This is a genomic window from Acidimicrobiales bacterium (assembly GCA_035540975.1).
Taxonomy (GTDB): Bacteria; Actinomycetota; Acidimicrobiia; order Acidimicrobiales.
The window spans coordinates 33,048-53,503 of record DATLFN010000146.1 but is presented as its reverse complement, the minus strand read 5'-3'; the positions used below and the strand labels follow the sequence as shown (position 1 = coordinate 53,503).

17 protein-coding genes and 1 tRNA gene are annotated in these 20,456 nt (G+C 73.7%); 4 read left to right on the top strand and 14 right to left on the bottom strand.

Annotated elements, in window-relative coordinates:
• Positions 1 to 66: 66 nt before the first annotated feature.
• From VM242_14765 to VM242_14720, 10 genes are all read right to left on the bottom strand, one after another.
• Positions 67 to 3,333, bottom strand: a complete 3,267-nt coding sequence (locus tag VM242_14765) for a glycosyltransferase (protein ID HVM06426.1) — start codon at positions 3,331 to 3,333, stop codon at positions 67 to 69.
• The gene (locus tag VM242_14760; protein ID HVM06425.1) at positions 3,330 to 4,469 is read right to left on the bottom strand and encodes a glycosyltransferase family 4 protein; all 1,140 of its coding nucleotides are present in this window, start codon (positions 4,467 to 4,469) and stop codon (positions 3,330 to 3,332) included. Before VM242_14760 ends, VM242_14765 begins: the two co-directional genes overlap by 4 nt.
• On the bottom strand, positions 4,470 to 6,113 hold the full coding sequence (locus tag VM242_14755; protein ID HVM06424.1) for a polysaccharide biosynthesis tyrosine autokinase: 1,644 nt from the start codon (positions 6,111 to 6,113) through the stop codon (positions 4,470 to 4,472).
• On the bottom strand, positions 6,110 to 7,429 hold the full coding sequence (locus tag VM242_14750; protein ID HVM06423.1) for an O-antigen ligase family protein: 1,320 nt from the start codon (positions 7,427 to 7,429) through the stop codon (positions 6,110 to 6,112). Before VM242_14750 ends, VM242_14755 begins: the two co-directional genes overlap by 4 nt.
• Positions 7,429 to 8,601, bottom strand: coding sequence for a glycosyltransferase (locus VM242_14745; protein ID HVM06422.1), 1,173 nt, complete (start codon positions 8,599 to 8,601; stop codon positions 7,429 to 7,431). The genes VM242_14750 and VM242_14745 overlap by 1 nt, the downstream gene beginning before the upstream one ends.
• Positions 8,602 to 10,274: 1,673 nt before the next feature.
• Positions 10,275 to 11,414, bottom strand: a complete 1,140-nt coding sequence (locus VM242_14740) for a site-specific integrase (GenBank protein ID HVM06421.1) — start codon at positions 11,412 to 11,414, stop codon at positions 10,275 to 10,277.
• Between the two features lie 158 nt (positions 11,415 to 11,572).
• Positions 11,573 to 11,645: transfer RNA gene (locus VM242_14735), tRNA-Ile, on the bottom strand.
• Between the two features lie 46 nt (positions 11,646 to 11,691).
• Positions 11,692 to 12,372, bottom strand: a complete 681-nt coding sequence (locus VM242_14730) for a hypothetical protein (GenBank protein HVM06420.1) — start codon at positions 12,370 to 12,372, stop codon at positions 11,692 to 11,694.
• 54 nt (positions 12,373 to 12,426) lie between these two features.
• Entirely contained in the window at positions 12,427 to 12,813 is a 387-nt protein-coding gene (locus VM242_14725) for an AhpC/TSA family protein (GenBank protein ID HVM06419.1), read from the bottom strand.
• A 27-nt stretch (positions 12,814 to 12,840) separates the two neighbouring features.
• Entirely contained in the window at positions 12,841 to 13,008 is a 168-nt protein-coding gene (locus VM242_14720) for a hypothetical protein (GenBank protein HVM06418.1), read from the bottom strand.
• 44 nt (positions 13,009 to 13,052) lie between these two features.
• Here VM242_14720 and VM242_14715 point away from each other — a divergent pair, with 44 nt between their 5' ends.
• A complete protein-coding gene (locus tag VM242_14715) occupies positions 13,053 to 13,865 on the top strand; it encodes a class I SAM-dependent methyltransferase (protein ID HVM06417.1) in 813 nt (270 codons plus the stop codon).
• 10 nt (positions 13,866 to 13,875) lie between these two features.
• Here VM242_14715 and VM242_14710 read toward each other — a convergent pair whose 3' ends face one another.
• Positions 13,876 to 14,910, bottom strand: a complete 1,035-nt coding sequence (locus VM242_14710) for a potassium channel protein (protein ID HVM06416.1) — start codon at positions 14,908 to 14,910, stop codon at positions 13,876 to 13,878.
• A 398-nt stretch (positions 14,911 to 15,308) separates the two neighbouring features.
• Between VM242_14710 and VM242_14705 the strand changes: the two genes are divergently transcribed.
• Positions 15,309 to 15,830: a hypothetical protein gene (locus tag VM242_14705; protein ID HVM06415.1), complete on the top strand. Its 522-nt coding sequence runs from the start codon at positions 15,309 to 15,311 to the stop codon at positions 15,828 to 15,830.
• Positions 15,831 to 15,959: 129 nt separating this feature from the next.
• Here VM242_14705 and VM242_14700 read toward each other — a convergent pair whose 3' ends face one another.
• Both VM242_14700 and dtd read right to left on the bottom strand, forming a co-directional pair.
• Positions 15,960 to 16,847: an aldose 1-epimerase family protein gene (locus VM242_14700; GenBank protein HVM06414.1), complete on the bottom strand. Its 888-nt coding sequence runs from the start codon at positions 16,845 to 16,847 to the stop codon at positions 15,960 to 15,962.
• A 75-nt stretch (positions 16,848 to 16,922) separates the two neighbouring features.
• Positions 16,923 to 17,360 (bottom strand): D-aminoacyl-tRNA deacylase, encoded by a 438-nt coding sequence (gene dtd, locus VM242_14695; GenBank protein ID HVM06413.1) that lies wholly within the window; start codon positions 17,358 to 17,360, stop codon positions 16,923 to 16,925.
• 131 nt (positions 17,361 to 17,491) lie between these two features.
• On the opposite strand from dtd, the gene VM242_14690 reads away from it, so the two are divergent.
• Both VM242_14690 and VM242_14685 read left to right on the top strand, forming a co-directional pair.
• Positions 17,492 to 17,845, top strand: a complete 354-nt coding sequence (locus VM242_14690; protein ID HVM06412.1) for a YciI family protein — start codon at positions 17,492 to 17,494, stop codon at positions 17,843 to 17,845.
• Between the two features lie 8 nt (positions 17,846 to 17,853).
• Entirely contained in the window at positions 17,854 to 19,083 is a 1,230-nt protein-coding gene (locus VM242_14685) for an RNA polymerase sigma factor (GenBank protein ID HVM06411.1), read from the top strand.
• Positions 19,084 to 19,107: 24 nt separating this feature from the next.
• On the opposite strand, the gene VM242_14680 is transcribed toward VM242_14685, so the two are convergent.
• Positions 19,108 to 20,193 carry an ATP-binding protein gene (locus VM242_14680; GenBank protein ID HVM06410.1) on the bottom strand — a complete coding sequence of 362 codons (1,086 nt, stop codon included), beginning with the start codon at positions 20,191 to 20,193 and terminating at the stop codon, positions 19,108 to 19,110.
• Between the last annotated feature and the right edge of the window lie 263 nt (positions 20,194 to 20,456).

The window sequence follows — 20,456 nt, the reverse complement described above, 5'->3', positions numbered from 1 at the left end:
GCCACCGCATCGCCCACACACGGGCGCGCACCCGCCCAATGACTCTCCGGCGCCGCCGCGCCAGGCTCACCAGCTCGCCACCTTCCCGAGATGCGGCTGCGAGACGGAATGGCTGTGGCGAGTGCCGGCGCCGGCGCGCCTCGGGGCACTGAGCAGGTCGTCGTAGGCGGCCGATGTCGCGGCGGCCACGCGCTCGGGCGAGAAGGCCGCCGCCGTGACCCTGGCCGCCGAGCCCAGGCGGGCCCTTAGCCGGGGGTCCGCCGCCAGCTCGGCCAGGGCCGCGGCCAGGGCGGCGACGTCGCCCGGCGCGAACAGCCTCCCGTCCACCCCGTCGGTCACGACCTCGAGCGGCCCGCCGGCGGCGGCGGCCACGACGGGCAGCCCGGCGGCCATGCCCTCCACCACCACCAGGCCGAACGGCTCGGGCAGGACGGAGGCGTGCACCAGCAGGTCGAGGCGGGCCAGCTCGGCGGGCACGTCGTCGACGAACCCGGTGAACTCGACCCTCCCGCCGATGCCCAGGTGATCGACCGCCGTGCGGAGCTCCTCCTCGTACGAATCCTCGCCGAACAGCGGCGCGCCGATGAGCACCGCGCGATGCTCACCGCCGGGGAAGGCACGGGCGAACGCGTCCAGGAAGAGGTGCTGGCCCTTCCAGCGCGCCAACCGCCCGACCATCCCGACGCGAAGGGCCCGGGTCGGGCGGTGCCCGTTCAGGGAGCGGGAGGGCGCACGGTTCACCATCACGGGGCTCGGCACCACCACGCCGGGCCGGCGGCGGGCGCCGAGGGCAGCCAGCGTGGCCCGGGAGTTGGCGATCACCATGTTGGGTGCCACCCGCAGGACGACGCGTACCACCCGGGCGGCGGTGCCCGGGAGGTAGTCGTCGGCGATCCGGTCACGGACGTGGCACACGACCGGTATGCCGGCCAAGCGGGCGGCCATGCTCCCGTACAGCGCGGCCTTGAGGGAGTTGGTGTGCACGAGGTCGGGACGGAGCTGTCGCAGGCGGGCTCGTACGGCGAGGACGTAGGCGGCGGTGTCCCACAGGCTCAGGAGGGGCACGGCGCCCGGCCGGACCAGGCGGCGGGGAAGCGAGCGGGCCCTCTCCGCCATGGGGAGCACCTCCACGCTGACGGCGGCGGCGCGCAACCTGGCCACCAGCGGTCCGTCCTGGGCCAGGATGACGTGCGCCTCCACCCCCTCCAAGGCCAGCAGCAGGCGCAGCAGCGCCAGCTCCCCGCCGGACAGCTGGGCGCAGTGGTCGAGGTAGACGACGCGCCGGCGCGACGGCTGCCGGTCGTGGCGGGCTCTGCGGGCCTGCTCCAGAGCAACGGCGAAGGCGCCGGCGCGCTGGTCCCACGTCGGGACGTCGGTTGCGGGCAAGCCCGAAGGCGGGTCTTCGAGGGCACGCCGGACCTCGGCGGCGAACGTCTCGGCCGGGCTGGTGCGCACCGGCTCCCCCAGGTCGCCGAAGGCGACCAGCGGGGTGGCGACGGTGGGCGTCCCAATGGCCAGGCACTCGTAGGCCTTGATCGGGTCGAGGCTCTCGGTGAAGGGCGTGACCAGGTGGGGAACGATGACCACGTCGGCGTGCTGCAGGTAGGCGGGGACGGCGTCGTGCGGACGGGCGCCGAGCAGATGGACGTTCGGGACCGCCGCCAGCTGGGCGGTGGAACCGGCGGTCATGGCGTTGGGGCCGACCAGCACCACCTGCAGGTCGGCCAGTTCGGCGGCGAGCTGCTCCACCAGGGACACGTCGAGGCGCTGATCGTGGAGGCTGCCCACGTACACGGCGGTCCGCCCGGCGGGCAGGTCGGCGGGCCGGGGCCGAGGCGACCGGAACCGCTCCACGTCCACGGCGTTGGGCACCAGCACCACCTCGCGGATCGCGCCCCTCGATTCGCGCAGGGCGGGTGAGCAGACCACCACCACGCCGGCCTCGGACAGGAGCTGGCGCTCGTCGTGCTCCCGTCGTCGGCGCTCCCGGGGCCCGACCTCCTCCAGCAACCAGTCGTCGGTGACGTCGTAGAGGCTGGGCCAGCCGGTCTCCCGGCCCAGGGAGGCGTAGGTCGAGTCGTTCACCCACAGCGTGGGCGTGGCGAGGCCCAGGCGTCGGGCTGCACTGCGGACCTGGCGGCGAAGGGACCGGTCGGCGAAGGGGCCGAGCGCCCGGGGCAGGACCTTCACCGGCCGCAGGGCCAGCACCCGGCCGGCGTCGTCCACCCGTCGCAGCCGCGGTCCGCCGGCTCGGGGCCACCTGCCATGGAGCAGATGAGCGGCGACATCGTGGGCCGGTTCCACGAACAGCACCCGCAGGCCGGGATCCCGCGCCAGCAGCTCCCGGACCAGAAACTGGTTCCGCCGCCAGGTTTCGTCCCAGGCCTCGAGCGAGCACACCACCAGCTCGGAACCGGGCGGGCCCGGCGATCGGGATCCTGCCGTGTCGCGGTGGACCCGGGTGGGGTGGCGGGACAGCACGCGGGCCAGGCGGGCGACGATCCGCGCCCGTTCCCGCTTCACGGGCGCCCCCCACCTGCCGGCGGCCAGGAGGGCAACCAGGCGCAGGAGCGAGCCGGTGAGCAGGGCCAGGCGGTAGCCGACGAGGGCGGGGGCGCCAGAGTGCTTGGCCACGAAGTGCTCGGTGCCCCGGCAAAAGTGCTCGAAGACGAGCTCGGGCGCCGCCTCGCCGCTGGCGCCCCCCACGTGCTCGGCCACGGCACCGGCCACGAGGGCCACCTCCCAGCCGGCATCGCGCACCCGCCGGCACAGGTCGGCCTCCTCGCCGTAGAGCCAGAAGCGCTCGTCGAAGCCGCCGAGCTGCTCGAAGACGTCCCGGCGGACGAGGAGGCAGGCGCCGACCACGAAGCCCTCGCGGTGCCGGTCCAGCCGGCCGCCCCCCAGCCGCAGCAGGCCCAGCGCCTCCGCCCACGCCCTCGGTGCCGACGGGAAGGGCCACCACGCCCGCTGCTCCCGCCCATCGGGCGCCACCAGCCGGGGCCCCACGACGGCCCGGGCGGGAGCGGCCCCGAGGTGCTCGATGAGCTCCTCCAGATCCCGGGCCACGATGCTGGCGTCGGGGTTGAGGAACAGGATCAGCTCGCCGTCTCCACGGGCCGCGCCCTGGTTGGCGGCCCGGGCGAAGCCGAGGTTCGCGGTGTTGCGGATCACCGTGGCTCCCTGGGAAGCGGCCACCTCCGCGCTGGCGTCGGTGGAGGCGTTGTCGACCACCACCACCTCGACAGACGGCGGCAGGGCGTCGAGGCAGCGAGGGAGCAGCACGGCCGACTGGTGGGTGACCACGACGACGTCGACCCTCATCCCGACGCTCATGCCACCACCTCGCGGTAGAGCTGGCGGTGGTCCTCGGCGACGGCCGCCCAGGAGTACTGCTGGGCCCGGGCCCGGGCCCGTTCGGCCAGGTTGTTGCGCAGAAAAGGATCGGCGGCGAGGGAGCGGAGGGCCGCCCGGAGGGCAGCCGGGTCGCCGGGAGGGACGATCAGCCCGCCGTCGCCCACCACCTCGGGCAGCGCGCCCGAACGCGACGCCACGACAGGGACCCCCGACGCCATTGCCTCGACGGCCACCCGGCAGAACTGCTCCGTCCAGTCCGTCGTGGGGAGCGACGGGATGACGACCACGTCGAACCGTGGGTAGATGCCCGCCAGAACGGCGTTGGAGGCGAAGCCCGAGAACCGGACGCGGGCCGACAGGCCGAGCTGACCTGCGCGAGCTTCGAGGGCCGGGCGGTAGGGCCCGTCGCCCACTACCTCGAGTGCCATCGAAGGCTCGGTCGACACCGCGTCCAGGATCACCTGGACCCCCTTTCGGTGGTCGAGGCGTCCCACGTACCCCACCACGATCCCGGCCCCCTCATCGGCGGGTGGCGCGACCGCGGCCGGCGCGAACCGGTCGACGTCGACCCCCAGCCCGAGGTGGCGGACGATCCCGCGGAAGCCCTTTCGCCGCAGGACGTGGCCGGCCTCCTGGTTGGCCACGTACACGGCGTCCGCCTCGGCCAGCGCCCGGCGCTCGAACCAGCGGAAGGGGAACGGGTAGCGCTTGTGGATGTTCTCGGCCGAGTACAAGAGCAGGGAGGCGGACCGGCGGTAGCGGCGGCGGAGGAGCCGGAGCTCGGCCACGGCCAGGCTGGCCGGTTCCTCGTGCACGTCGATCACGTCGAAGGCCGTCTGGCGGAGCAGGCGTCGCAGAGGCCTCGGGTCGTAGAGGAAGCGGAAAGGGTGCCGGCCCATCGTCCCGACGGGAACGACGAAGTCGTCGTCGCTCACGTCGAGCGTCACGTCCCTCCCACCCTCGTTCCAGCGGCGCGGGCTGACGACGTGCAGCTCCACCCCCCGGCGGCGCAGCTCGCGGTCGCGCTCCCGCCAGCCCGTGACCACCGCGCTGTGGTAGATGCGCAGGACCCGGAGGCGGCGCTCATGACGGGGGTCAGCGCGCCGCTCCCCCACTCAGCCGGCGTTCCTGGTCGTGCGGAAGAACCGGGAGCGCTCATCCTCACGTACGGAATGGCGCCCACGCGCCTCGCCGTAGCCGTAGCCGTAGCCATAGGTGCCGGAGGCCTCGAAGGTGCCGGGGTCGGCGGCGTTGACGACCACGCCCACCACGGTGGCGCCGGCCTGGGCCAGGCGGGCCCGCAGCTCGTCGAGCAGGCCGGTGCTCACCATCTCGGGGCGCACCACGACGACGATCGCATCGGCTCGGGTGCTCAACACTCCTGCATCGGCAAGGGGCAGGACGGGAGGGCTGTCGACGATCACCAGGTGGCTCTGGCGCAGCGACCCCAGGGCAGCCTCCATCGCCGGCCCGGACAGCGTGCTGGTCGGCTGAGCTTGGGAGGGCCCGGCCGTGAGGCAGCCCAGGGAGCCGCTCAGATGGGCGGTGTCCACCACCCCGGCGACCTCAGCGGGGTGGAGGCGCTGGTCGAGCACGGTGGTCAGGCCCCGCTCGTTGGGCAGGCCCAGCATCCGGTGCAGGCGGGGGCGGCGCAGGTCGGCGTCGACGAGCATGGTGTCGACACCGCTCTCGGCGAAGGCGATGGCCAGGTTGACGGCGACCGTCGACTTCCCCTCGCCGGCCAGGGCGCTGGTCACCAGCAGCACCCGCTGGTCCTCGCCCACCCCGGCGACCGCCAGGTTGGATCGCACGATCCGGTACGCCTCGGCCACCTGGGAGTCGGGCCGGTCGAGCACCGCCAACGGGTCGCGGCGGGCCCTGCGGCCGCCCAATCGCGGCACGACAGCAAGGACCGGGGAGCGCAGGGCGCCCTCCACCTCGCCTGCCGTGCGGACGTGGGCGACGAGGTGCTCCCGGGCCAGGGCCAGGCCGAAGCCGGCGAGCAGGCCCACCAGGCCGGCGATCGCCGCGGCGCGCGCCGGGCGCGGTGACACCGGCGAGCCGGGCACACCGGCGGGGACGAGGATCGAGGTCTCCCAGGCGGGGCTGGCCGCGGTGAGGCGCAGCTCGTGCAGGCGGGCCTTCTGCACGGCCTGGTCGCCGATGACCAGGTCCCGCCGCGACCGCAGTGCCTCGGCCTCGGCGTCCTGACCGGCCGCCTCGGCGGCGGCCAGCTCCCCCACCAGGCGGTCGAGGTCGCCGGTCAACTCGCCGAGGCGGGCGGTGACGGCCGCCGTCTGGCGGGACACGTCCTCCTCGGCCCGCTGGCGGCCGATGTCAAGATAGGCGGTGGCAACGGCGGCGGCCAGGCGCCGGGCCCGGCCGGGGGACCCGTCCCTGGCGGTGATGCGCAGCACGCCCAGGTCCTCCACCTGGCCAGCGCGCACCGCACCGGCCAGGGACGGGCCGGTGGCGCCGCCACCCACGGCCCGGGCCGCCTCGGCCAGCACGGCCGGGCTGGTGGCGATACGCGCCTCGGTGCGCACGCCGACCCCGCTGGCGGCGTCCTCCCCGCCGGTCGTTCTGGCCGAGAACAGCAGGTCGGTGGACGACTGGTACACGGGCGTCTGGCGCTGGGTGACGGCGCTGGCCACGCTCACGGCGACGGCGACGGGTACGAGCAGGGCAAGCTTGCGGCGCCAGAGGAAGCGCAGGTACTGGGCCAGCGAGGACGGCTGGGTGGCGGCAGACGTGATCATGGGGCGCTCGTCATCGTGAGTCGGGGTGGACGGGGGGAAGAGGTGGCGTCACCGTGGCGATGGGCCCACAGCACCAGGCCAGCGCCCATGAACGTGGCCAGCGCGACCCCCCGGGTCCAGAAGATGTCGAACTGGGCATGGGCGAGCGCGGCCACGAAGATGCCCGCTCCGGCCAGGCTGGCGAGATGGGCCTGCCCACCCGCGGCCCACCGGCCCGAGTTCCGTGTCGCCAGCCTCAAGGTGCCCACCACTATGCCGCCCAGCAGTACGACGCCGAACACGCCCGTCTCGGCCCAGGTGAGGAGGAGCAGGTTGTTGGGGTCGCCCTGGCTCCCCCGGCCCTTCACGACGGCCAGGAAATTGCCGGCGCCCACTCCGAGCGCCGGCTGGCGGCGGATTGTGGCCAGTCCGCTCGACCAGGTGAGCACCCGGGTGCCGGCGCTGGTGTCGGGGTCGGGTTCGTGGACGCCCGAGAACACGTTGCCGGGCACGGCGACCAGCACCAGGGCCACGGCCACGGCCGCCACCGAACCGGCCGGCCACGCCAGCGAGGGACGGTTCAATGCGGCGAGCAGTGCCAGAGCGGCGAGGGTCCCGACCCACGCGCCGCGCGACCCGGAGAGCACCAGGCCGGAGGCGATCGACACGGCGGCGGCGGCCATCAGGCCCCGTGGGCGGCGGTGGTCCGTCAGTGCCATGGCAACCACGGCGACGAGCCCGAACGACAGGACGAAGCCGATCCAGTTCTTGTGCATCCCGAGCGCGTAGACGGCGAACCACCGCCCCTGGATGGCGCCGGTGATAGTGGTGGCCGCTCCGAGCGCAGCGGACCCGGCGACGAGTCCCACCACGGCCCGGCGCACCGCCCGGCCGTCGGCCGGCATCGCATGGACGACGGCGACGCCCAGCAGCACCAGGGCGGCCCGCTGGGAAGTCTCCACCAGGACCCGCCCGGGATCGGCGGCCCACGCCGCCGACGCCGCCGTCCACACCACGAACCCCACGGCCGGAACCGCCAAAGGCCCCAGTAGCGGGCCGGGCTGGCGGCCGACGGCCCAGTCCACCAGGAGGACGGCGCCGACCACGAGGAGTAGCCCGTCGCTCAGGCTCACCAGCAGGCCCCCGGCGTTGAGCGCGTACGGCAGTAGGCACAGCGGCAGGAGCAGGGCGGTGGCGGCCGGGCGGTCCCTCGTGGCGGCTACCACCGCCACCAAGGCGGCACCGGCAACAACGGCGATCGGCCCCAACTCGACGCTGGCCAGCGCGCTGATGACGCCGCCGAGGACGCCGGCCGCCACGAAGAGCGCCGGCCGCATCAATGTGCCTCCGCCGTCTCTTGGGCGCCGGCCGCGTCGCCATAGCGGTCGAGGACGGCCTGCATGGGGTAGGGCCCGAGCCCCTCGCCGCCGCAGCGGCGGCACCAGCCCGGAAAGTGCTCCACGAGCAGGCGGAGCTTCCGAGCGAAGGCCTCCTCGGACCAGCCGTCGGCGTGGCGCTGCAGGGCGTCGGCGTCCCACGCCCGCCCGGCGGCAGCGGCCAGGGCCTCGGCCAGGGTGCCGGCGTCGGCGGTGTCCACCAACAGGCCCGTCTCGCCCGGGACCACGGTCTCGAGGGCGCCGCCGCGGGCCAGGCAGACGGCCGGCCGGCCGGCCGAGTTGGCCTCGATGGGCACCAGGCCAAGGTCCTCGTCGCCCGGCATGACCAGGGCTACGCAACGGGCGTACAGGTCGTCGAGCTCGGCGTCGACGACCCGCTCCCGGAACTCGACGCCCGACCCGGCCAGCGCGTGCAGCCGCCCACTGTCGGGCCCCCGGCCGACGACCACCAGCCGGGCCCCGAGCAGCCCGGCGGCCCCGATAGCCGCGTCGATGCCCTTGGAAGGGAGCAGCCGGGACACGACGAGGAAGAAGTCGCCCTGTTCGGCCACCGCCGGCCGCCGGCGAACCGGCGGGGGCAGCACCTCGGCCCAGCGGCCGTAGGTGTCGTAGATCTTGCCCGCGGCGTTGGCCGAACAGGTGACGAACAGGTGCGGGGTGGCGGCCGCCGCCAGGTCGAGTGTCCGCATGCGCCCGAGCAGACGCTTGGCGAGGACGGCCGATCTGGACGCGCCGACGTAGCGGGCCGTGTCCCACAGCCAGTGGGGTGGGCTGTAGAGGTACCCGATGTGACAGCCCTGGGAGCGCATCCCGTGGGCGAACGAGGTGCTCGACGACACCAACACGTCGGCGTCCACAGGGCCCAGCCGGCGCACCGCCCACGGGTACAGCGGCAGGCCGGCCCGGAAGTGGCGCCGGAGGGGGCGCACCCGCTGGAGCGGGCTGGTGCGCACCTCGTGGTCGGCGAACTCGGGGTAGGTGGCCGACGGCTCGTACAGCGTGGTCAGGATGGGGCTCTCCGGGAAGGCACGGGCCATGGCCAGGAACACCCGCTCGGCTCCCCCGCGCTGGGTGAGGAAGTCATGGGCCAGGGCCACCCGTGGTGCACTCACGCTGCCTCCCGAAGGAGGATCGCGGTGAACCTGAGAGCGACCGGGGCGCCGGCCCCGGCGAGCATACGGATGGGAACGATCTCACCGCCTCCGAGCGCTGCGCTGTCGGTGACATGGGAATGACGCAGCCGTGCTCCCGCTCTCTCATTCGCTGCGGGAGACCACCGGATCACTCTGCATGGGGGCCGAACGGCTACGAACCACCTGGGCATGAATGGCGCTCCTCTTCCATTTCGAGACTTGCGCCACCGGGTCCGGGGTAGCTCACCGACCAAGGTGTGCGGTTCGTGCCGACGCTCACACGTCAACCTGGCTAATCCAGCATACTACCCCTTCACGGCGATGAGCTCGAAATAGTCCGGACTTCGTACGGTGGAGATAAGTCAGCGCGCTCACGACGAGCGTTATCCCGCGTCGAAGGGGCAGCCGGCGTCGGCTGCCCCGGGAACCCCTGCGGACGAAACCCCTCTCGGCAGGCCGCTCTCTTCCGCCTGGCCCGCTCGTCGGCTTTCCGGCATTTCTTGCGACCCATACTCATGCGAGCTCCTGCGGTGCGACCGCCCGGTAACACTCAGCGCTCCGACCTGGCCGTCGACCATCCGAGATCGCCCCTGCTCGCCGCCCAGCGTGCCGAGAGCTACCGGTCGGTACTGGTGGTGCTCTGAGGACCGTGCCGAGGCCCGAACCGCTCACTGCCCGGCGCTGATTGGCAAACTGGAACGCGTCGAGCCGAATTCGGCCACACGCCGCAAGCTGCTGTGCCGCTCAGCGCCGGACTTGCTGATGTCGCCGCAACCGTCGTCGACACGGGAGCAGGTCGAAGGCATCGAAGTGTGTGGTCGCAAGTCAGGCTGGGATCGTCGGAGGCGGACTGGCGTCCAGCCGTCCGGCGATGGCAACGAGGCCGAGAAGCAGCTCGTGTCGTGTTTGGTCCCGATCGGCGCGGCCACAAGCAGGCCGGTGTCGACGACGAGCAACTCAGCCGCGCCCGAATCCTTCAGTCAGCATCCCATCGGCATGGGCAGCTCCGCGGCGGGAACCGGAGGCGTCCACGCCGGCAAAGGTGAGCCGCCGGCGGCGGGCCCGGAACTGCCGGGCGAGCACCTCGCCGGTGAGATCGCTCGGGCGCGACACCCTGCTCGGCCGCGGCTTGCACGACCCGTTCAGCCACCTGCTCGTCGATCTCGATCGTCCATCTGGTCATGATCCACCACCGTACGAACAGAGATCCCCCGCGTCGTCGACGAACCACCCCGCGTCAACAACCGACCCGACACAGACTTGCCGTTATCGCAAAGCGACAACGGCGCTGAGCGCTCGCGCGTGTCAACGACGCCCGTCGCGCTTTCGACTGGCATCCAGCACGTGGATACCGGGACACCGACGGACGACAGCGCCACCACGCCAAGCCGCCGTGTCCGGACGCACGAGACAACACGAAGGATGGAACATGCCGATCTCCAGGGACAAGCACAACGCACCGCTCGTGAGCGTCGAGGAGGCGGCTGACATCCTCGGCCAGAGCCGCTCGGCGCTCTACCGGGCCATCGAGCGGGATGACGTCCCCGTGCCCGTGTTCACCATCAACGGCCGCTACCGGATCGCTCGGCGCTCGCTCGAGCGGCTCATCGCCGGTGACCTCCATGGTGGAGCAGACGACAACCCGGAGCCCGCTACGGCCGGAAGCGGACCGCCGAGCGCCGGAGCGGTTCACCACCGTCCGCTGACTCACCCAGCGCCTCGCCGATGTGCTCGGCGGCTCGGCGGTCCTCCTCGGTGATGGCATCGGTGTAGTGGCGGGACATGTGCACGCTGGCCCAACCCATCCGCGCCTGCTTCTGGGCCTCGGAGATGACCGTGTCGAGCCTGGTCGACTGGAAGTGACGGAGCGAGTGGAGGTGAACGTCCGAGGCGACGCCGGCCAGGTCGCGGCAACGGGTGAACGCATGGGTGAAGCTGTCGGGGTTGGGAGGGGCCTCGCCCGAGGGCTCAGTGGAGAAGACGAAGCCCTCGGCCACCACCTCCACTCCGCACGCCTCGGCCACCACGCCGCGTTCGTCCCTGAGCTCGCGCAGCTCGTCAAGGGTGGCCGCGTCGAGCGCCACCACCCGCACGCTGGACCGGTTCTTAGGGCTCTTCACAATGACCCCACCGTCGTCGGCGACGACGGCCTCGTCGATCCGCACCGAAAACCGGTCCCAGTCGACGTCGGACCACCGCAGCGCGCACACTTCGCCACGTCGGGCTCCCGAGGCGGCGACCACGCGGATGAAGGCGGCCACGCGCCGGTCGTAGCCACGAGCGGCGGCGAGCACGGCCCGGACCTCGCCGAGCTCCGGCGCCCGCACATGCTCGGCCTTCTCCGGGAGCGCCCACTCCGGCAGGTCGGTGTCGGCCACCGGGTTCGGGAGGCGGTTGCCGCTCCACTTGCGGGCGAGGCGGCAGGCTCGGTGGAGGATGGCACGGATCTGGTGGACGCTCGACTCGCTCTGGCCCGCCCGCTTGAGCTTTCGCAGGTAGCACTCCACGTCGTACGGGCCGAGCGCCCGGATCTTGCGGCGGCCGATGTCGTCCTTGACGTGGACCTTCCAGATGCTGCGGTACCGCCGGACCGTGCTCGGGCTGAGGTCGTCCCACCCGTTCCGCTGCCAGCCGACGACGGCGTCGTTGATCGTCGTCTCCGGCCCCCAGTCCGGGACGAATGTCGCCGTCGCCGGCGTCCAACTCGGCGACCAGGCGGGCCAGCTCCCGTTCGGCCTGGCGTTTCCCGCCGCGGAAGCGGGCGTGCTTGTGTCGCACCTTGCCGGCCGCATCGCGGCCCAGGTAGACCCGAAGCTCCCACACTCCCGGGCTCTTCTCCCGCAGGCTCCCGGCCACCGCACCCTCCAACACTTGTTGGGCTGCTGTTGGGTTCGAGGGTAGCTCGGCCGAAGCGGCAACACCGGATAGCGCCCTGACCTGCGTTTTCCGGTGGGCCCGGCTGGGATCGAACCAGCGACCGAGGGATTATGAGTCCCCTGCTCTGACCACTGAGCTACGAGCCCGTGCGCCGTCAGCGTGCCGCGATGGGCCGAGGCTACAACCGGCCCGCTACCAGAGGTGCGGGCGTCCCCGGACCTGGGCCTGGAGCCAGCCGACGACGCCGAGGAGCACCAGGGCGATCAGCCCCGCCGCGATCGACGCCATCAGCGTGACGGGGTCCTGCGAGCCGCCCTCACCGCCGCCGAGCTCGGTGTGCAGCCCGGCCGCCTGGATCTGCTCGTCCTCGGCTGTGAACGGCAGGGTCCCCTCGAAGCCGCCCTCCCGGTCCCCACCCTCCACGTCCTCGACGACTGGCGGCGTCGACGCGGCGATCGAGCGCTGGAGCGTGGTGGTGGTGACCCGGCTCCGAGTGCGGGGCGGGACCGGGAGCGTGTTGAAGGTCGTGGTGCGGGTCGTCTTCGGCGCCGGCAGGAGGGTCGGCCCGGGCGAGCCGGGGGCGGCGGTGGGCAGGGGGAGCAGCGCCGTCGTCTCCGTCCCGGGTGCGGTGGACGGGGGGGCCAGCTGCTCGAGGGGCGGCAGCAGTGTCGAGTCCGGCGACGCCGTCGACGGCGGGGCGGTGCTCGACGAGCTCGGGAGCAGCTCGGGGAGCTGCGCCTGCACCGGCGCCGGGCCGTACAGGGCGACGCCCACGACGCCGGCCACGGCCGCCGCGCCGATCCGCCGCGCCCAACGTGACAGGGCGTTCGCGCCCGCGATCGAGGACTGGAGGGTTTCCCGCGTGTCCGCCACGACCGGTCAGTGTACGGGGAACCGCTGCTCGGGAACAGACGGGGGCGGAGCGCGTCAATCCCGGCGAAGGGCCCGAACGGTGGCGACGAGGACGTCGACGGGCGGCCGGTCGGCCGGTCCCGTCGATCGGTGGGCGTAGGCGACGCACCCCTCGGCGTCGACCACGAAGTCGCCGCCGAGCTGCAGCGTGTCCTCCACCGGGCGCCGCGCCCGCTGCCCCCGGCGGAGCAGCCGCAGGTAGGCCCGCCACGTCGCCGGGCCCCAGACGCGCCACCACGGCCCCCGGCCGAGCCCGTAGGCGCGATAGGCCACCCGCTGTTCGTCGGCCAGGACGACGTACGGCAGGGCCAGGCGCCCACGGTAGCCCCGGAGGTTGCGCTGGAGCGTGAACGTGACCAGGGCGACGGTCGCCCCCTCCAGCTCGTCGAGCCGGTCGCGCACGGCGACGGCGTGCTCCTGGCACGGGAGTCAGGCGAGGTGGCGGTGGAACAGCAGCACCACGGCGGCACCCCGGTGGTCGGACAACCGCCACCGGTCGCCGACGGAGTCGGGCAGGTCGATCTCCGGGGCGCGATCCCCGACGTCCACCGGCCCGGCCACGGACCGCCCAGATCGCACGTGTCGCCGGAACGCCATGCGCCCACTCTTCCACCGACGAAGGCGAGTGCCAGACTCCCCGGGTGAGCGACTTCGACGCCTTCGAGGCGGCCGGGTGGGAGGAGCGGGCGCACGCGTACCACCGCTTCTTCTCGCCGGTCACCGGGCAGGTGGCCGGCGCCCTGCTCGACGCCGCCCGGGTCGGTGCCGGCCATCGCCTGCTCGACGTGGGCTCCGGGCCGGGAGTCGTCGCCGGTGCCGCCGTCGCTCGCGGCGCCACGGTCGTCGGCGTCGATCTCGCCGAGCAGATGCTGGCCCTGGCCCGCCGCTCGCATCCCGCGGTCGAGTTCCGCCGGGCCGACGCCCACGACCTCCCCTTCCCGGACGGGTCGTTCGATGCCGCCGTCGCCAACTTCGTCGTCCTCCACCTGGGCCGCCCGGAGGACGCGGCGGGCGAGTTGTTCCGCGTGGTCGTCCCGGGTGGGCACACCGCGCTGTCCGCCTGGGATTCCCCCGAGCGTGGGCGCCTTCCGGGCCTCTTCGCCGAAGCCGTGTCCGCAGCCGGCGCCTCGCCGCCGCCTGGCGTCCCCGACGGCCCGCCGTTCTTCCGCTTCTCCGACGACGCCGAGTTCACGGCGCTGCTGGCCGGGGCGGGCTTCACCGAGGTGTCCGTCGCCACGCACTCGTTCGCGCACCGGGTGCCGAGCCCCGACGACCTGTGGCACGGCGTGCTCGAGGGAACGGTGCGGACCCGGGCGACCGTGCTCGGCCAACCCGAGGAGGTGCGTACGCGGGTGCGGGCGGAGTTCGACCGCCTCGTCGCCTGCTACGCCGACGGCGACGGGTACGCGATCCCGGTCGCCGTCAAGGTGGCGTCGGGCGCCAGGCCGGTCTGAAGCGACCGGCCTACCGACCGCCCTCGACGATGCGCCGCAGGGCGGCCAGCTGCGTCTCGGTGCCGATGGCGATGAGCACCTCGCCGGCGGCCATGACGTCGGACGGGTCGGGGTTGGTCCGGAACTCGCCGTCGGCGCTTCGCAGCGCCAGCACGAGGGCACCCGTGGCGTCACGCAGGTGCGAGTCCCGCAGCGACTGGCCGACGACCGGCGAGTGGGCCGCCACCGAGAGCTCGGCCAGGCGGAACTCGAGGCCGGCGTTGTGCATGGCGACGTCGAGGAAGTCCGCCACGTGGGGCTGCTCCACCAACGCCGCCATGCGCGAGCCTCCCAGGGCCTGCGGGTTCACCACCCGGTTGGCGCCCGCCTGCATGAGCAGGGGCTCCGCCGCCTCGGTGTGCGCCCTCGCCACGATGAACAGGTCGGGCCGCACCCGCCGGGCGGACAGGGTGACGTAGACGTTGTCGGCGTCCTCCGGCAGGGCGACGACCAGCGCCCGGCAGCGGTCGACGCCGGCTCGGCGCAGCACCCCGTCGTCGGTCGCGTCGCCGTCGACGAACAACCGGGGCACGGCGCCGGCCAGGACGGCGTCCCGCTCGATCACCACGACGGGGGTCCCGTCTCCTCGGGCGAGCGCCGCGCCGATCGCCTGCCCCACCCGCCCCCAGCCGCACACCACGACGTGGTCTCGGAGCTCGGCCAGCTCACGTTCCATCCGTCTCCTTTCGAACTGCTCCGAGATCCGTCCCTCGACCAGCGCCTCGAACAGCACCCCCAGGGCGTAGAGCACCGTGCCGACCCCGACCAGGAGGAGCACGATGGTGAACCAGCGGAACGCCGCCGTCGGCTCGCCCACTTCCCGGAACCCCACCGTCAGCACGGTCGTGACGGACTGGTAGAGGGCGTCCAGGGGCGACAGGCCGAGGGCGAGGTAACCACCCGTGCCCACGGCCAGCACGCCGGACAGGAGGGCCACCGCTCGCAGCACGTTGGTCCACCGCGGGTCGGCCGGGCGACCGCGATGGCGGCGGAACCCCAGGGTCAACCGGACACCCGCTCGCTCACTGGCGGGCGAGCGTAGCGGGGGCGGCCCAGCGTCCTCGCTTCGCGGAAGGGCATCCGGTCGCCATTTCCCTGAAAACAGCCCCTCCATCGCGCCGAAAGGTCCGAACCCACCAGGGTGAGGGGCGCCCCCGAGAAGCAAATCCCCCTCTGCTCCGCCGACACGCAGAAGATGTCGCGAACACGTATTGCGCGCCGGCTGGGCGAACGGTACCGTTCGCGGCAACTGGCGGAACACGTACGGCGGACCAGCAACGCGAGACCGGGGAGGGCGTGCGGCAAAAGCCGCTCGCGACGTCGACTCGCCTCGCGCCAATGCAACGGGCCCGTCCGTACCGGAACGACCCATGTGCGCGCGCACGGGTCCTCGAAAGGAGCAACATGGCGGGACAGAAGACGAGGCGGCGGCTGCTCGCCGCCACCGCACTGGGCGTGAGCCTCCTCGGGCTCGGCGCCGGGCCGACGGCGGCGACGCTGTACCTGCCCGGTGGTACCACCGTGGCCAAGGTCCTGGGGACCGCCTCGGTGGACACCAGGACGGTCTGCAAGACGGTGTACGTAATCGGCGCCACCACGCCGACCGTGAAGGTCACCCTCGGCGGCAAGACCCACACGATCGACGTGAGCGCCTTCGCCAAGGCCGCGGTCAAGGTCTGCGTCGACATCGGCGTGGATGCCGCCGTCGTGGTGAACGCCAGCGTCGACACCCACGACGTGCTGTGCCCGGTCGTCAGGGGCAACGTGTTCGTCGGTGCCTCGGTGAGCTCCGGCCGGATCTTCGTTTCGGTCTCCGGGGTCGACCACCACGGCCTCCCCCACAAGGTCGACACCGACGCGCTGCACCTGCTGCCCGCCGGCACCTCGGTCGACGTGCCGCTGCTGCTCGTCGTCTGCGACCCGTGATCCGCACGCAGTAGGGCATCCCTCGGCGAGCGGCCGGGCCGGCGGGCCCGGCCGCTCCCGCGTCCGCCTCAGGGGTTCCTCGGGTTCGAGGGAGGGGGCGAGCGCCGCCGTGCCGCTCGCCCCCCCCGGTCAGCGCAGGGCGAGGCCCCAGGCCGTCGTGTGACGCTCGCCCGGGTCCAGGACGACCAGGCCGTCGCCCGAGTTCAGCGCGTCGGGAGCGCACGTCATCGGCTCGAGGGCGAGCGTCGTGCGCCTCCACCACTCGGGCAGGGCGTCGCCCGTGAACACCTGCCACCACCGCACCGACTCGTCCCCCCAGACCACCGCCGTCCTCCCGTCGCGCCCCTTCACCGTCGCCTCCACCCGCCCACCCCCACCGCGGCCGAGGTCGGTGAAGGCGGTGTCGGCGCGCCGGGAGCCCACCGGCGCGTCGTCGACGAAGTCGAACGGCGTGCCTCTCGTCGGCCGGCGGGCGACCGGGATCAGCCGGTCGTCGGTCTCCAGCCACGTCGCCGCCTCGAGGTGGAGGACGGCGTCGTCCACCCCTCCGCCGGACAGCGCCAGGTAGGGGTGGAAGGCGGCGCCGTAGGGGCACGGCTCCCGGCCGATGTTGGTGGCCGTCAACGCGCACGACAGGCCGTCGGCATCGAGGGCGTACCGCATGGAGGCGAGGATCGGGAACGGCCAGCCCGGGTGCGCCAGCAGGAGGACCTCCAGCGCCAGGCGGTCGGCGTGGTGCTCGACGACGCTCCACGTGAGCGACCGCACCAGGCCGTGGAGCGCGTGCCCGCGTTCGGGCTCGGTGAGCGACAGCTGCCGGGTGTCGCCCCGCCACGTCCAGCGGCCGTCGGCCACCCGGTTGGGCCACGGTGCCAGGACCTCTCCCTGGCACCCGACGACGGGCGCCTCCGGCCGGTCGAACGGCTCCACCACCGCCCGCCCACCCACCTCGTAGCACCGCAGCGTCGCGCCCGACTCGGTGACGACCACCCGCTGGTCCCCGGACGAGATCTCCATGGCCCGCCCCGGCGGGGCCAGGCGGTCGAAGGCTATCCGCCACGTTGGCACAGGCCCGTCGGCGACGAGGCGCCGTCAGATCTCCACGATCAGGGTCACCGGGCCGTCGTTGACCAGCTCCACCTCCATGGCCGCCCCGAACACGCCCGTCTCCACGTGCAGGCCGACCGCCCGGAGCCCGTCGACGACCGCGTCCACCAGCGGCTCGGCCACCGGTCCGGGTGCCGCCGCCGACCAGGAGGGACGCCGGCCCCGCCCGGCCTCCCCGTAGAGGGTGAACTGGCTCACGACCAGGACCGAGCCACCCACCTCGACGACCGACCGGTTCATCCCGCCGGCGTCGTCGCCGAACAACCGGACCGCAGCCAGCTTGGCCGCCATCCGTGCGGCCGCCGCCGCCGTGTCGTCGTGGGTGACGCCGACCAGCACGCACAGACCGGGCCCGATCCGGCCGACCACCGCCCCGCCGACCCGCACCCGGGCCGAGGTGACCCGCTGGACGACGGCTCGCACGGCCGCATTCCACCAGACGTCCTGGTAGGAACGCGGGAGGAAATCCTCGCCGGATGTCGATCGGGGCGGTGCCCGTTCGTCGTGGTGGTGAGGGACCGGCACGGGGCCGGCCGTCGAGAGGGGAGATCGAGATGACGCAGTACCTGCTTTCCGTGCACATCGACGAGAGCGCCGAGCCGCCGCCGCCGGAGGTCATGGAGAAGGCGTACAAGGACGTGGACGCCATCAACCAGCAGCTCAAGGACGCCGGCGCCTGGGTGTTCGCGGGGGGCCTCCACCCCTCGAGCACCGCCACCACCGTGCGGGTGCGCGGCGGCGAGGTCGTCACCACCGACGGCCCCTTCGCCGAGACGAAGGAACAGCTGGGCGGGTTCTGGGTCCTCGACCTGCCCGACCTCGACGCCGCCCTGGAGTGGGCCCGCAGGTGCACCGTCGCCTGCCTGGCCCCCGTCGAGGTCCGGCCCTTCCAGGACGACGCCGGGTAGCCGCGCCGGTGCCCGAGGTCGAGACGTCGGCCGTCGGCGAGGTCTTCCGGCGGGAGTCGGGCCGCGCCGTCGCCACCCTGGTCCGCCTCTTCGGCGACATCGACATCGCCGAGGAGGCGGTCCAGGAGGCGTTCGCGGTGGCGGTGGAGCGGTGGCCGAGGTCCGGCCTGCCCCCCAACCCGGGGGCGTGGATCACGGCCACTGCTCGCAACCGCGCCATCGACCGGCTCCGGCGCGAGTCGTCGCGCCCCGACCGCCATGCCCAGGCCGCACTGCTGCACGCCGAGCGGGAACCGCTACTCGAGGTGGGACCGGTGACCGACGACCGGCTCCGGCTCATCTTCACCTGTTGCCACCCGGCACTGGCCCCCGCGGCGCGAGTGGCCCTCACGCTGCGCCTGCTCGGCGGCCTCGAGACCCCCGAGATCGCCCGCGCCTTCCTGGTCCCCGAGGCGACCATGGCCCAGCGCCTGGTCCGGGCCAAGCGCAAGATCGCCGCCGCCCGGATCCCCTACCGCGTGCCCCGACAGGCCGAGCTGCCCGACCGCCTGCACTCCGTGCTCGCCGTCGTCTACCTGGTGTTCAACGAGGGGTACGCGGCGGCAGCGGGCGACGACCTCGTCCGCCGCGAGCTGTGCGACGAGGCCGTCCGACTGGCCCGCCTGCTCGCCTCGCTCATGCCCGACGAGCCCGAGGTCGCGGGCCTGCTCGGCCTGCTCCTGCTGACCGACGCCCGCCGCCCCGCCCGCACGGCGCCCGACGGGTCGCTGGTCCTCCTCGCCGACCAGGACCGGTCGCTCTGGGACCGCGAGCTGATCGCCGAGGGGCACGCGCTGGTGCGGGCCTGCCTGCGGCGCAACCAGCCCGGCCCGTACCAGGTCCAGGCCGCCGTCGCCGCCGTGCACTGCGACGCCGCCGTCGCCGCGGACACGGACTGGTGCCAGATCGTGGCGCTCTACGACCAGCTCCTGGCGCTGGCGCCCACGCCCGTGGTGGCGCTGAACCGGGCGGTGGCGGCGGCCGAGGCCGACGGGCCGGCCGCCGCGCTGGCCGCCGTCGACGAGCTCGGCGGCGACCTCGCCCGCTACCACCTCTTCCACGCCACCCGGGCCGACCTGCTGCGCCGGCTCGGCCGCGACGCCTCAGCGGACGAGGCCTACGCCGCGGCGATCTCGCTGGCGACCAACGCCGCCGAGCGCTCGTTCCTCGAGCGGCGACGGACGGCGCTCGCCGGCTGAAGCGCCCGTCACGCAGGCCGCGCCTCAGATCGGGAAGCGCTCCCGCAACCAGTCGGCCAGGAGGGGGTCGACCACGCGCAGGCCGGCGTCGGTGTCCACCAGGTCGCCGCTGTCGAGAAGGGCCCGCCGGGCGTGGGTGGCCGTGCCCGTCGAGAGCTCGAGCAGCCCCGCCTCGGCGCCGTAGATGCTGCCGCCCCGCGCCACGGCCCGCAGCACCGATCGCTCGCCCCGCTCGAACCCCGAGTACAGCCGCTCCATGCCCTCGGCGGTGGACCGGCGCACCTCGTCGAGGGCCGCGCTCCACGTCGTCGGGCCGGCGGTGCCGCCGGGCGGTGTGTGGCGCCAGCAGGCGTCGGCCAGCTGCATCGTCCGCTGGGGGTGCCCGGCGGTGAACGAGGCGATGAGGCCTGCGACATGGCCGGCGTCGCGCCCGGTGGCCGCGAACCCCGAGCCCACGATCCCGGACACGGCCGCGGCGTCCAGGGCGCCGATCTCCACCAGGTCGGCCTGGCCGTAGAAGGGCTCGGCCCGCGACGTGAACAGCGTCCGCATCATCGAGGGGTGCGAGCCGGCGAAGACGATGCCCAGCTCCCGGTAGTGGTGCTGCACGGCGGTCCGCAGGGCGCCCGCCGCGCCTTTCACCCGGGCGATCGAGGAGAACTCGTCGACCACGAGGAGCGTGGGCTCCTCGGCCGCGGTCGCCACCAGGACGTCCAGCAGGCGGTGGAAGGTGAGGTCGGCGTCGGGCCGGCTGCGGGCCGGGCCGGTGAGCTCGACCTTGACGGCGCCGAGGTTGAGGGCCAGCCCGGCCGACACGTGGCGGGCGGCCCTCGCGAACCGCCCGGTGGTGGCGGCCAGGGCGTCGTCGAAGCGCACCGCCACATCGGGCATGGACGTCACCTCGTACAGGTCGACCCACACCGTCGTCGTCCCGGTCAGCTCGGCGGCCACCCGGCGCAGGACGCTCGTCTTCCCGTAGCGCCGGGGGCCGAGGAGGGCGGTCACCCGGCGGCTCCCGACCCGCTCGATCAGGTCGCTGACAAGTTCGTCGCGGCCCTGGACCTGGGCCGGCTCGAGGGGGCCGTGGTACGGGAACGGCGAAGGCGCCACACCCCAGAGGCTACTGTAAAGCGGAGGGTTTTTCCTTCTGGCCTACAGAACCTCTTGCCCGGGGCGGCGCCCCCGTGCCGGCCCGGCGGCCCAACTCCGCCGGCCCCGACAACTCCCGACACCAGCGTCGAAGTGCTCCTTGACATGACTAGTCACCGTCTCCACACTCGGGGCGGCGGCGCTCTTGCAAGCCTGGAGAGCGCTACGGCGTTCAGCGATTCGGCGGCTGGTCGTGGGGGATGGATCGGGGTTCCGGCCCGCTA

Bases quoted from the DNA above. Each gene is read 5' to 3' on its own strand.
- VM242_14765 (HVM06426.1), bottom strand. From the start codon at position 3,333: ATGAGCGTCGGGATGAGGGTCGACGTCGTCGTGGTCACCCACCAGTCG.
- VM242_14755 (HVM06424.1), bottom strand. From the start codon at position 6,113: ATGATCACGTCTGCCGCCACCCAGCCGTCCTCGCTGGCCCAGTACCTG.
- VM242_14750 (HVM06423.1), bottom strand. From the start codon at position 7,429: ATGCGGCCGGCGCTCTTCGTGGCGGCCGGCGTCCTCGGCGGCGTCATC.
- VM242_14740 (HVM06421.1), bottom strand. From the start codon at position 11,414: ATGCGGCCGGCAAGGTGCGACACAAGCACGCCCGCTTCCGCGGCGGGA.
- VM242_14720 (HVM06418.1), bottom strand. From the start codon at position 13,008: ATGGCGTTCCGGCGACACGTGCGATCTGGGCGGTCCGTGGCCGGGCCG.
- VM242_14705 (HVM06415.1), top strand. From the start codon at position 15,309: ATGGCGGGACAGAAGACGAGGCGGCGGCTGCTCGCCGCCACCGCACTG.
- VM242_14700 (HVM06414.1), bottom strand. From the start codon at position 16,847: ATGGAGATCTCGTCCGGGGACCAGCGGGTGGTCGTCACCGAGTCGGGC.
- VM242_14690 (HVM06412.1), top strand. From the start codon at position 17,492: ATGACGCAGTACCTGCTTTCCGTGCACATCGACGAGAGCGCCGAGCCG.